The organism is Microcystis sp. M144S2 (assembly GCF_020246065.1).
In the GTDB taxonomy this organism is placed as follows: Bacteria; Cyanobacteriota; Cyanobacteriia; order Cyanobacteriales; family Microcystaceae; genus Microcystis; species Microcystis ichthyoblabe_A.
Genome location: NZ_JADBTR010000002.1, coordinates 1 through 11,315 on the forward strand (window position 1 = coordinate 1; position 11,315 = coordinate 11,315).

The following is an 11,315-nucleotide window of genomic DNA, read 5'->3' on the forward strand; positions in this document are numbered from 1 at the left end:
TTCAAATATTTTGAGTATAAATACTCTATATACTCACTTCTCTGCGATGCAGTCGCACTCGCGGGAGCGCATTTTGTAGCTTGCTTAAAGCTTTGTTTCTGTCTGTATCACTTGTTACTTTTTAAAATGAGAATTGCTGCTTTTGAACCAGCAAAAATTAATTAGGGTCTGCTGAAAAAGTTTTTCCTGGTGGCAGGGTGTGGGCTTCGGCCGTGAGCTCAGCCGAACGGGTGTAGGGTGTAGGGTGTGGGGTTTTAGCGATTTTGAAGGGGTCAATTACCTAATTTTCAGGGAAAAAGTACCTGAATTTTCCCCCCAATCACTCCAATGGTCGGCACTTTTTGAGGTCAAAAAAGTCTAAAAGCCTTATCCAACAAGGTTTTTAGAGTTATTCAGCAAACCCTAATTATGCAAGAGGTTTAATAAAAAATAAGGCTCTTCTGGTTTCTGTGTGGAAACGAGGTCTATACTGATAGTTTCTTCGACAAAATAGTCCTAAAAGTGTTACACGATAAGCATTTCACGATTCCATAAGCAAAAATTATTACACAAAGTCGAGAAGAGCCAAAATAAAAGAGCATCATTTGCTGATGCTCTTGGTCACTGAATATCTAAGTATTTACAGCTTTAATCCTAAGGATGAAGTATGCTGTTGTCTGCGCTCGTCTGCTGAGTCCTGAATTTTGGCTCCCGAAAACGAAAACTTTATACTTCATCATTTAAGATAAATCCCCTACTTAGGCGGTGCGTTTTTTCACACTACTTAGTTCTCGAATGCCTAACCAACCGATCAAACTGTAGCAAATCGATAGCAACATACTTTGAATACCAATTCTTAACCACTGTTTCAAAGCCTCCAAGTTGGCTTGGCTTTCTGCCTGTTTTCGCCGCTCTTGCAGCTGAGTTTGTAGCTGATTTTTGATCTCATCTAATTTCTGTTTAAATTCCTTCGGGCTTTTGGATAAATCGCGTAAATTAGTTAATTGCTCTCTTTGTTGACGAAGGGTTTGTAACTGTTCCGTGTTGATCGGTTGTCCTTGAAAACGACCAGTTTCAATCACTTGAGTTCTCTGAGAGATTTGCTGGTCTAATAGTTGGGGATTTTGCGATAGAGTATTTATCTGGGCTAAGAAAGCTTGAATTTGTCCCTCCCCCTGGTCAACACCCTGTTCAATTTGAGTCAAAGCGTTGTTTTTAATCTGGTTGATATTATTGATGTGAACGGGAATCATCAACAGAAAAACTAAACCTAACAGGGTGGAAAAAATAAAGATCGGCCAACGCAATTCAAAGCGGGATTTCCTAGTAATGACATCTCTATTGTTAGCGTCAATCCAGTAAGCGATTAAAACGAGAACGATACCGAGGAGAGGAACAATTCCTCGATCAACAAAGGTGGTGACGAACCCTACCTGCCATTGGGATTGACTGAATTGATAGGGCAGCGGCAGGATAAACCCATCCAAAAGGAAGGAAAGAATGAAAACCAATCCCGTTAATTTCAGGGACAAAGAAGTAAAGCTGTTCATCGCTGTTTCTGTAATGGTATGTCAATGAATAGATTCATTAGTCTGTTTAAAAGTTCTCGCTGGGGGTTCCCAGAAGGATTTTGCCGAGAGGCACTCTGACAAACTGCAATTTCTAATTAACTCTCGCTCAACCTCCCGCTAAACCCTACGTTAAATCGTTCTGCTTGTCAACCCCTTTCGAGAATCGACTCTAGAAATATTACCTCAATATGGCATCGGTAAACCTATCCCTCTCACAGAATAAAATTTTCCCAAGCTCTCAGACGAGGTTTTCCCCAGATCTCTTCCCTAAGACAGAGGCTGCCAAAGAATAAAATTTTCCCAAGCTCTCAGATGAGTCCTGAATGGTTAGCCTATAGTAAAGACAGCCCCCTGAGTTGATAACAAAACCCATGCAGAAATTGGTGGAAGTTTTAGCTGATAAACAAGCTCTGATCGCAAAATCTCTGGCGCTGGTTCTGGAAAAAATCACAACCAGCCTCGACCAACAGGAATATTTTACCATCGCTCTTTCTGGCGGTAGTACCCCGAAACCTCTCTACGAAGCTTTATCCTCTCAACCCCTCGACTGGTCAAAAATTCACGTTTTCTGGGGGGATGAGCGCTACGTTAGTCCCGATCATCCCGACAGTAATCAACGCATGGCCCGATTAGCATGGCTCGATCGCATACCGATCCCGGCCGCTAATGTTCATCCTATGCCCACGGATGACCCCGATCCTCACCTGGCCGCCCAAAAATACGATGATCATCTCCGCCAATGGTTTGGGGTCAATTCTCCCGATTTTCCCGTTTTTGACCTGATTTTGTTAGGAATGGGCGATGATGGTCACACTGCCTCCCTCTTTCCCCACACGGCAGCTTTAACGGTCAGCGATCGCTGTATCACCGTCGGCGAGAAAGACGGCAATCCCCGCTTAACTTTTACCGTTCCCCTGATCAATCAGGCCCGTTGTGTGATCTTTATCGCTGCCGGCGAAAGTAAACGCCCCGCTCTACATGAGATTTTCTCTGCTTATGGCGACCCTTTCTCCTATCCTTCTCGTCTGATCCACCCCCCGGCCGGGGAATTATATTGGTTACTCGATGCGGCGGCCGGTTCCTCGTTTGTCTAGAGAATAGGGGGAATTGGGGGAATTTCAACTAAAACCCTAACACCCCAAAACCCTAACACCCTAACACCCAACCCCTGATCTGCTTTTTTACTTTTTCCTTTTTACTTTTTCCTTAAAAATGATCGTTTGTCCTAATTGCGAACATATTAACCCCGATGAGGCCAGTCAATGCGAGGCCTGTTATACCCCCTTACCGCGGATGTCTTCCTGTCCTAGTTGTGGGGCAACCATCCAAACTGATGCCACCTTTTGTGGTCAGTGTGGCTACAATTTACAGCCTAATTCTGCCCCCATGGTAGCAGCCGAGGCCGAATCGGAACCTGAACCTGAACCCGTCCCACCGGTCCCTACAGCCACCGGCGCCTCGATCGCACCTCCTCCTGTTGCCCCCCCACCGGTTCCGGCCGCCACCCGCTTGCAGACGGAAATGGCCAGTCTCCAGCACCTACAAACCGATAGCAAAATTGAATTACCCCTACATCTATCGGTAATTCATATCGGCAAACCTAACGATCGCATTCCCCCCGATATCGATGTTTCCGGTTTTCCCGATTCTGACATCGTCTCCCGGGTTCATGGCGATATCCGCGTCGAAGGGGGCATCTATTACCTTGAAGACACGGGCAGCGCCAACGGAACCTACGTTAATCACAATCCCCTACCCTCCGGCAATCGTCATCGTCTTCGGGCAGGCGATCGCATTTCCCTCGGTAAAGGGGACAAAATGACTTTTATTTTCCAAATGTCCTAAAAGGGGTTAGGGTTTTAGGGTTTTCGGGTTTTAGTTGAATTCCCCCATTCCCCCACTTCCCCACTTCCCCACTTCCCACTTCCCACTTCCCCACCGAAAATTATGCGTACAAATTGGCGAATCGGCTCTTTATTAGGCATTCCTCTCTATATTGATTCCTCGTGGTTTCTGATTTTGGCTTTTGTCACCCTGCTCAATGCCACCGATGCAGAAATTCAGTCTCTGGCCGGCCAGAGTTTCGGTTTAGCGTGGTTACTTGGTTTAATCATCGCTTTATTGCTGTTTATCTCGGTTTTACTCCACGAATTAGGTCATAGTTTCATGGCTCGTTGCCAAGGCATCGAGGTCAATTCCATTACCCTGTTTCTCTTTGGAGGTATGGCCTCGATCGAGCGAGAATCGCGGACTCCTCCCCAGGCCCTGCAAGTAGCGATCGCTGGACCCCTCGTCAGTTTTCTCCTGTTTTGTCTCCTCTCCCTGGCCAGTCACTTACCCTATTTAAACGCCAATTTAACCTATATATGCGATCATTTAGCGATAATTAACCTGTTTTTGGCTCTATTTAATCTTATCCCCGGTTTACCCCTCGATGGGGGTCAAATTTTAAAAGCAATGGTCTGGCAAGCGACCGGCGATCGCTGGAAAGGTTTACATTGGGCTGCGATCAGTGGTCAATTCATCGGTTGGTTGGGGATTATTTTGGGGATTTTCTTGGTTCTCTTAACGGCAGCTGTGGAGGGTGCTTGGTTAGGATTAATCGGCTGGTTTATCCTCAGAAATGCCCGCGCCTACGATAATTTAACTAATTTACAGGAAAGTCTCCTCAATTTCACGGCGGGAGAGGTGATGAGCAGAGATTTGCGGGTTTTAAACGCCCATCAAACCCTAGAGGAATTCGCCCAAGAATACGTTTTAGACCGAGCGGCTGCCAATACTGCTTATTTTGCCGCTTCCGAGGGACGTTATCGGGGATTAATTCGGGTGGCAGATTTACAGGCGATCGAGCGGAGTTTCTGGTCAGAAAAACAACTGCTTGATCTTGCCCATCCCCTCGCCGAAATTGCCACTGTTGAGGAAAAAACCCCCTTAGTGACAGTGGTGCAGAAATTGGAAACTATCCCGGACCGCATGATCACGGTGTTAACACCAGCCTCCGCCGTAGCGGGGGTGATCGATCGCGGCGATATCCTCAAGGCAATTGCGATTAAATACCAAATTCCCCTAGAGGAAACGGATATTGAACGCGCTCGCGAGGGAGTTTACCCCAGTTATTTGCCCTTAAATGTTATTGCTGCCGCTCTCGACAAAAGTGAACCGCCAAAAATCGGCGAACCGTCCTTAATGTCCTGACCTAGAGAGGATGGACGATAATAATCTTGAATATGGCTAATCCGAAAATTTCCTCGCTGGTTAACCTGCCACAATTTCCCCGTTTCCACATCTAAACAGCTTAACCAGCCTTGGCCGTAGGCCCAAGTATCAATACAAATGGCATGGCCGAGATTAACCGGTTTACCGCTTTTTTGGCTGGTATGACCGCAAATCATGGTTTTTCCCGAACTATGGGCGGCGGGATATTGAAATTTCTCCCAAAAGAGTTTGTATTCTGGTTGTCTGGCCAGGGGTAGATGGGGATCGAGACTAGCGTGAACAAATAAATGATTTGCAGTTTCGTAGCTATTTATACAGACTTTTCCTAAAAAATCCCAGTGAGATTCGGGAATTTTAATCAGGTGGCCTTCGCTATAGGATTTTAGAGTAGCTTTACCGCCTTTTTCTAACCAGAGACGCTGTTTGAAGGGGTTATGACGGGCTTGCAGCATAATAATCTCGTGATTACCCTTGAGGGGAATCAAATTTCCCTGTTTGTGTAGGGAAATCAGGCGATCGATCACCCCTTTCGAGTCTCTGCCCTTATTAACGTAATCACCGAGGGTGATTAAAGTATCTTGCGGTTTGGGGTTGACAATCTCTAGTAAGTGATCTAGAGCTTTCGAGCAACCATGAATATCGCCGATCGCTAAGGTTCGCATGAGGATTTGGTAGGGGATTAGGGCATAGGTAGGGTTTGCGGCAAAAAGTTTTTCGTGGGGGCAGGGTTTGGGGTGTGGGCTTCGGCCGTGAGCTCAGCGTTCGACCGAGCTCACGCCGAGGTCCGAACGGGTGTGGGGTTTTACCGATTTTGAGGTGGTCAGTTACCTAATTTTCAGGGAAAAAGTCCAGGAATTTTACCCCCGATCCCTCCAATGGTAGGCACTTTTTGAGGTCAAAAAAGTCTAAAAGCCTTATCAAACAAAGTTTTTAGATTTATTCAGCAAACCCTAGGTACGGGTAAAAGTATTAAAGAAATCTGTTCACGACAAACAGCGATTATCGGTGATCTTGCTTAGGGTAACAAAAAGGCTTAGAGTAAAATGTACCATAAATTATCAAATCTACTAAATTAATTAAGCTGTGCCGAAAGTTGTTATTGCAGGTAACTGGAAAATGCACAAAACCCAGAGAGAAGCTTTGGAGTTTTTGCAAGATTTTAAATCCCATCTAGAGGAAACCCCCGACGACCGAGAAGTAGTTCTTTGCGCGCCTTTCACAGCTTTAGCTGTCCTCTCTAAAACCCTCCACGGCGGTCGTATTCGCTTGGGGGCGCAAAATGTCCACTGGGAAAAATCGGGGGCTTATACGGGCGAAATCTCGGCGGATATGTTAACCGAAATTGGGGTTCACTATGTGGTTATCGGTCACAGTGAACGCCGGCAATATTTCGGCGAAACCGATGAAACCGTCAATTTAAGGGTCATATCTGCCCAAAAACAAGGTTTAACCCCAATTATCTGCGTGGGAGAAAGTAAAGCCCAAAGAGATGCCGGAGAAACGGAAAAGGTAATTATCAAGCAAATTCAAGCAGGTTTAGTCAATGTTGACCAAAACAACCTCGTTATCGCCTACGAACCCATCTGGGCGATTGGCACGGGAGAAACCTGCGAAAGCGAGGAAGCGAACCGCGTTATCGGTTTGATTCGGCAACAATTAGATAATCCCGAAGTAACCATTCAGTACGGTGGTTCGGTAAAACCCGATAATATCGATGAAATTATGGCTCAATCGCAGATAAACGGGGCTTTAGTCGGTGGGGCGAGTCTAGACCCCGCCGTATTCGCTAGGATTGTTAATTATCGTTAATCGATTTCTGCTGCCATGACGCTATTTTCCAAAACCCCGATGCCTTCTATTTCCACCCGAACCTTATCCCCCACCTGCAGCGGTCCGATTCCTTCGGGAGTTCCCGTTAAAATCACATCCCCCGGCAGCAGGGTCATCACTTGGGAGATATAAGCCACCAAGACATCGGGGGGAAAGACCATATCACTGAGATAACTGCTTTGTTTGGGTTCGCTGCCATCATTGAGAAAAGTGGTTAATTGGGCCCCGATACTCAATTCCCGGACAATCCAGGGGCCGAGGGGACAAAAACTGTCAAATCCTTTCGCCCGCGTCCATTGGCTATCTTTTTTCTGTAAATCCCTAGCGGTGACATCGTTAGCAATGGTATAACCCCAGATTTTGCTTCTGGCTTGGGCTGTGGTGCAGTTTTTGGCGGTTTCTCCCATAATTAATGCCAATTCTCCCTCATAATCCACTCTTTCCGATTGGGGCGGATAGAAAATCGTTTCACCGTCGGCGATAATTGTCGTCGGTGGCTTGAGAAATAAAAGCGGTTCTTCCGGTACAGGTGTTCCCATCTCGGCGGCGTGGGCGCGGTAATTTTTGCCCACGGCAATAATTTTCGACGGGAAACAGGGGGCTAATAGTTGGTAGCTATCGGGTTCTAATTCTAGCTTGGTTAGTTGCCCTCCTTGCCAGGGAGGGGCATCAAAGACGGCAACGCTACGGTTTAGCTGTAACAGTCCGTAGAAGATTTGTCCTTGACGATGTTTCACTCGTACATAGCGTTGCGCCATATTTTTCTGGGAATGACTAGCGATCGACTCTCGGATAGTAGTATGATCATATATCCTTGCTTCTTTATTAAAAGCTAGAGAGTTATTAAAATCAATTAACCTCTGGTCTTGACAAAGAAGCCTTCTAGTCCATAAGGATTCTGAGATGAGCAATAACTACGAAACTCTTTACATTCTCCGTCCCGATTTAGGGGAAGAAGTCGTTCAGCAACAAGTGGAACGTTATCGGACTCTGATTACCGAACACAGCGCCACAGACATTCAAGTTAAGGTGTGGGGTAAAAAACGTCTGGCCTATCCCATCAAAAAACTCAATGATGGTGTCTATGTGCAGATGAATTATCAGGCCAGCGGCAAACAAGTCGCCCCCATGGAACGGGCCATGCGTTTAAGTGATGAGGTTATTCGTTATTTAACCCTAAAACTCGATCGCGTGGTCGCGCCCCCTGCCGATTTATCTCCCTTAACGGAAATTCACCCCTCTCCTATCACCGAAGCGGTGGTGGAAGATGACGGTATCTCCGCTGAAGATTAATTATAGTCACAACTGTGTCGGATCAATGCCCAATTCGCGTAATCGGGCAAAAGCGCGATCGCGTTCTTGTTGTGCTTGGTCGCGCTCTTGTTGTGCTTGGTTGCGCTCCTCAAAGAGGGTTTCAGGGTCTTTAAATCGTTCCCCATTGGGATAAAAGACCTCTAAACCCTCTTCAAACATCTCAAACCGAATCCCTAGGATTGGGGAAGTCCAAGGAAAATTCAAGGCCGTTACTGGGAAAAAATCCTCTTGCTGATTGGGTCGCACCAATCCCCAGAAATCATGGGAGTCTGGGTCATAGAAAAACATTTCTAATACCCCATACTCCCGATAGAAAGACTGCTTTTTGAGCATTTCCCTGGCACTATTGCTCGGAGAGAGGATTTCAAACACTACCTGGGGAGCAATATTGTCTTCTTCCCATTGTTTATAGCTGCCGCGCTCACCCGGTGGACGGCCGAAAACTACCATGGCATCGGGAGCTTGACGGGGAGCGGGGGGTACAGTTACCTGCTGGGGATACCAGAGCAAATCTCCAGCGACAAAGACGGTTTGCCCTTTAAATAAATACCTGAGATTGGCAACCAAGCGAACAATCCAGCGATATTGAACTGTGTTGTCGGCCATAGGTTTACCGTCGGAGTCAGGATAGAAAAGTTGGGGTTCGATGGGTGCTTGAACCATGCTTTATCTCTTGCGATCGCATTTTGGCCTAACTTTATTGTATCACCGCAAATCCTGGGTTTGAAACCCTGTCCTTTTATAATCCGTTGAGTAACGCACAGAAAACGGGTTTCTCGGAGAAACCCGTTTTCTGCTCATGCACTCATGCAAAAAGGGGAATAAATAATCAGTCTTTAATAACAGGATTTAGTATTATATCTAAATTTTTAATAAAGTCGAGGTTGAAAATTATCGGGAATATCCAATTCAAATACTTGGTCATGAATCCGAGCCACATAAAGCCCTTCTTGCAGAATTTTTTCCCGTAATTCCGGGGATACATGAACCGCCGCTAATATGCCATAGAGTTTTTTATCTTTGTGTTCAGGAAAAAAGCGGCGAAACCGTTGCAAAATACTTTTTAATTGTGAAATAGACTCCTCTCTGGCATGACTTTTAACTTCGACGATATAAGCAGTATTTAGCTGACCATTGGTATAGGCAAGAACATCAATTTCTAGGTGTTTTCCATCTTTACTGACTCGCACACTAGGACTAACAACTTCCATACCAAAGCGTTGCCTGAGAATCTTTTCCATTGAAGGGAGGGCAAGTCCTTCGGTAAAGCTGCCGAATTTGGCACCGAGTCCCCCAATTTGCTGACCTAATTCTTTGAGTTGTTTGTCAGTTTTCTTCTGTTGCTGACTAACTTCCTTCAGTTGTTTGTCAGTTTCTTTTTGAGCGGCAGTTAATTCAGCTTGAGCAGTCGCTAATTCGGCTAAGAGTCGCCATACGTCTTCGGATGTAGTTGCCATAGCTAATTTTTTCTCTCTGATTTGGTCTATTGCTATTTCATACCAAATTTCTAAATCCATGACAGACATCCACGCTCGAATGCTTGCCAAACCTTCATTCGTTGTGACGCGAATAAAGAAAAATGGTATTACTGAATTTTGCCGATTCATGAGGAAGATAGTGCTTCTGCCTTTGAGTAAGAGAGCGATAAGTAGGGCGTGTTACGCTGTCGCTAACATACCTTTATTTTTATAAGTAACTTAGAGTATTTTTAAGATTTAATAAATTTATTAGAGTATTGTTAAGATTTGATAAATTTAACGGCAAGGGCTTGAAATCTACAGAATTAAACATTATAAATCAGGCAGAACCACATTTTTTAAGAGGTATGTGCTTATGTTATTAGCAAAACTTATAAAAAACTCCATCGGGGGGGGGTAGCACTTATCAGTCTTACCCTTGCGGCTAGTATGCTGACTGTTTTCCCACAATCTGCTGAAGCGGTTTCTATCAGTAATAGTTCTTTATCGGTAGGTATAGATAATTTTACTGGTGCTATTAGTTCCCTCGTTTATCAAGGTGTAGAATATTATTTTCTCGGTGCTCCTGTATCTGATTATGGATTTCAAATTGGCAGCGATGATACTACTTTTGGTCGTGCATCCTATTCTGGACTATCTCCCAATATAACCATTTCCAGCGTAACTTCATCCTTAGCTTCTACAGCTGTGGTTACAGGTCAATACAATTCATTTATAGATTTCACACAAACATACATAGCTTCAGCACCTGATTTGTTAACTACAGAGGTTGAGCTAAAGAATAATGGTAGTGGGACAACTACTATTCGTTATTTCTTTGCAGCCGATCCCGATCAGGGAATTCCTTTGGGAGAAGGATTTGTGACTATCAATGATGTTTTTACATCCTCTGGTCAAAAATTCGGTAGTGCTACTGCTACTGGTTCCTTACCTTTTAGCGTAACATTTGGAACAAGTTCCCCTTTAGGCTTTCTATCATCTCTGGGAATTTTTAGTGGTCCTGACCTAAATAATTTCTTTACAACAGGTGGTTCAGATCCCAATGGTGCTGTGCAGGATATAGGCTTTGCTATAGGGTATGAATTCTCATTAAATCCTGGTGAGGCAGTTCAATTTAGCTATACTCAAGAGTTTTCTTCTGGGCAAAGTGTTCCTGAACCTAGCACAATTTTAGGCTTGGGTTTATTGGGATTGGGTGCTTTCTGCCAGCGCAAACTATCTCAAGGGAAGAAGTCAAAATAAGACAATTGAGTTGAGAACTTTGGGATTTATTTCAACAAATTTTTGATCTAGGAAAATCGGGGTTGGGTTGAGCAATAGCAAGGACTAACCTGCTGTTTTATAATTGTCAAAGGCAAACCTTTTTCTTTTCTAACTCCTAAACATAAGTCAATGGCCTCTTTGATATTTTGTAGAGCTTCTTCTTGAGTCTCACCTTGACTCAGGCAGCCCGGAATAATGGGACATTCCACAATGTACCATCCTTCTTCATCTTGGTAGAGCGTGACGGGAAATTTCATAAACTTTAACTGGTGATTTTGATGTTGCCGACCGATTCAATATTCAGGGTGAGAGCATCTCAAAAGCTATTGACAATTGGCCAATTTTGTGATATGCGTGGGCATTTCAGGTGATGCCAGCCAATCAAAATAGTTACGAAATTTTAACATTTGGTCGATTTTTGCTTAACAATTGAGATGGCAAATTCTCCTCAAATATGCCTTAATCTACCTCTGGGTAAGCAACTCACACAAAGTTCATTTTGTCAAGGATTGTTAAGATGCGCTCAGCAATTCTCATTTTGAAAACAAAAGAAGATAAAGTTCTCTATGTGAACAAGAGAACTTCTGTCTAATTATCATTTTTTTTCAAGATAATCATCATAATTAGCTTCAAGAGACAGTTTTAAAATATCTGCCCATAAAAA

The 11,315-nt window shown here is 44.5% G+C and carries 12 protein-coding genes; 6 read left to right on the top strand and 6 right to left on the bottom strand.

What is annotated here, in order from left to right; all coding sequences use genetic code 11:
• Positions 1–737 precede the first annotated feature (737 nt).
• Positions 738–1,529 (bottom strand): HpsJ family protein, encoded by a 792-nt coding sequence (locus tag IM462_RS00055; RefSeq protein WP_287700786.1) that lies wholly within the window; start codon positions 1,527–1,529, stop codon positions 738–740.
• A 392-nt stretch (positions 1,530–1,921) separates the two neighbouring features.
• Between IM462_RS00055 and pgl the strand changes: the two genes are divergently transcribed.
• From pgl to IM462_RS00070, 3 genes are all read left to right on the top strand, one after another.
• Positions 1,922–2,644, top strand: a complete 723-nt coding sequence (gene pgl, locus IM462_RS00060) for a 6-phosphogluconolactonase (RefSeq protein ID WP_194016033.1) — start codon at positions 1,922–1,924, stop codon at positions 2,642–2,644.
• Between the two features lie 118 nt (positions 2,645–2,762).
• Positions 2,763–3,395, top strand: a complete 633-nt coding sequence (locus IM462_RS00065) for a double zinc ribbon and FHA domain-containing protein (protein ID WP_104397568.1) — start codon at positions 2,763–2,765, stop codon at positions 3,393–3,395.
• Positions 3,396–3,497: 102 nt separating this feature from the next.
• Positions 3,498–4,745, top strand: coding sequence for a site-2 protease family protein (locus tag IM462_RS00070; RefSeq protein WP_287700789.1), 1,248 nt, complete (start codon positions 3,498–3,500; stop codon positions 4,743–4,745).
• On the opposite strand, the gene IM462_RS00075 is transcribed toward IM462_RS00070, so the two are convergent.
• Positions 4,664–5,428 (bottom strand): metallophosphoesterase family protein, encoded by a 765-nt coding sequence (locus tag IM462_RS00075; protein ID WP_287700791.1) that lies wholly within the window; start codon positions 5,426–5,428, stop codon positions 4,664–4,666. The genes IM462_RS00070 and IM462_RS00075 overlap by 82 nt on opposite strands.
• Before the next feature lie 421 nt (positions 5,429–5,849).
• Here IM462_RS00075 and tpiA point away from each other — a divergent pair, with 421 nt between their 5' ends.
• Entirely contained in the window at positions 5,850–6,575 is a 726-nt protein-coding gene (gene tpiA, locus IM462_RS00080; protein WP_287700793.1) for a triose-phosphate isomerase, read from the top strand.
• Here the strand turns inward: tpiA and IM462_RS00085 are convergent.
• Complete coding sequence (locus IM462_RS00085; RefSeq protein ID WP_043997825.1) at positions 6,572–7,354, bottom strand: fumarylacetoacetate hydrolase family protein; 783 nt, start codon at positions 7,352–7,354, stop codon at positions 6,572–6,574. The genes tpiA and IM462_RS00085 overlap by 4 nt on opposite strands.
• Before the next feature lie 145 nt (positions 7,355–7,499).
• Here IM462_RS00085 and rpsF point away from each other — a divergent pair, with 145 nt between their 5' ends.
• The gene (rpsF, locus tag IM462_RS00090) at positions 7,500–7,889 is read left to right on the top strand and encodes a 30S ribosomal protein S6 (protein ID WP_287700795.1); all 390 of its coding nucleotides are present in this window, start codon (positions 7,500–7,502) and stop codon (positions 7,887–7,889) included.
• Between the two features lie 6 nt (positions 7,890–7,895).
• Here the strand turns inward: rpsF and IM462_RS00095 are convergent, their stop codons facing one another.
• Both IM462_RS00095 and IM462_RS00100 read right to left on the bottom strand, forming a co-directional pair.
• Positions 7,896–8,573: a Uma2 family endonuclease gene (locus tag IM462_RS00095; protein WP_287700796.1), complete on the bottom strand. Its 678-nt coding sequence runs from the start codon at positions 8,571–8,573 to the stop codon at positions 7,896–7,898.
• 206 nt (positions 8,574–8,779) lie between these two features.
• Entirely contained in the window at positions 8,780–9,367 is a 588-nt protein-coding gene (locus tag IM462_RS00100) for a DUF3782 domain-containing protein (protein WP_287700802.1), read from the bottom strand.
• A 450-nt stretch (positions 9,368–9,817) separates the two neighbouring features.
• Here IM462_RS00100 and IM462_RS00105 point away from each other — a divergent pair, with 450 nt between their 5' ends.
• Positions 9,818–10,630 carry a PEP-CTERM sorting domain-containing protein gene (locus IM462_RS00105; RefSeq protein WP_287700798.1) on the top strand — a complete coding sequence of 271 codons (813 nt, stop codon included), beginning with the start codon at positions 9,818–9,820 and terminating at the stop codon, positions 10,628–10,630.
• A gap of 47 nt (positions 10,631–10,677) precedes the next feature.
• Here the strand turns inward: IM462_RS00105 and IM462_RS00110 are convergent, their stop codons facing one another.
• Positions 10,678–10,908: a type II toxin-antitoxin system HicB family antitoxin gene (locus IM462_RS00110; protein ID WP_287700800.1), complete on the bottom strand. Its 231-nt coding sequence runs from the start codon at positions 10,906–10,908 to the stop codon at positions 10,678–10,680.
• Between the last annotated feature and the right edge of the window lie 407 nt (positions 10,909–11,315).

Bases quoted from the DNA above. Each gene is read 5' to 3' on its own strand.
- IM462_RS00055 (WP_287700786.1), bottom strand. From the start codon at position 1,529: ATGAACAGCTTTACTTCTTTGTCCCTGAAATTAACGGGATTGGTTTTC.
- IM462_RS00095 (WP_287700796.1), bottom strand. From the start codon at position 8,573: ATGGTTCAAGCACCCATCGAACCCCAACTTTTCTATCCTGACTCCGAC.
- pgl (WP_194016033.1), top strand. From the start codon at position 1,922: ATGCAGAAATTGGTGGAAGTTTTAGCTGATAAACAAGCTCTGATCGCA.
- IM462_RS00105 (WP_287700798.1), top strand. From the start codon at position 9,818: ATGCTGACTGTTTTCCCACAATCTGCTGAAGCGGTTTCTATCAGTAAT.
- IM462_RS00100 (WP_287700802.1), bottom strand. From the start codon at position 9,367: ATGGCAACTACATCCGAAGACGTATGGCGACTCTTAGCCGAATTAGCG.
- IM462_RS00070 (WP_287700789.1), top strand. From the start codon at position 3,498: ATGCGTACAAATTGGCGAATCGGCTCTTTATTAGGCATTCCTCTCTAT.
- rpsF (WP_287700795.1), top strand. From the start codon at position 7,500: ATGAGCAATAACTACGAAACTCTTTACATTCTCCGTCCCGATTTAGGG.
- IM462_RS00065 (WP_104397568.1), top strand. From the start codon at position 2,763: ATGATCGTTTGTCCTAATTGCGAACATATTAACCCCGATGAGGCCAGT.
- IM462_RS00085 (WP_043997825.1), bottom strand. From the start codon at position 7,354: ATGGCGCAACGCTATGTACGAGTGAAACATCGTCAAGGACAAATCTTC.
- IM462_RS00110 (WP_287700800.1), bottom strand. From the start codon at position 10,908: ATGAAATTTCCCGTCACGCTCTACCAAGATGAAGAAGGATGGTACATT.
- IM462_RS00075 (WP_287700791.1), bottom strand. From the start codon at position 5,428: ATGCGAACCTTAGCGATCGGCGATATTCATGGTTGCTCGAAAGCTCTA.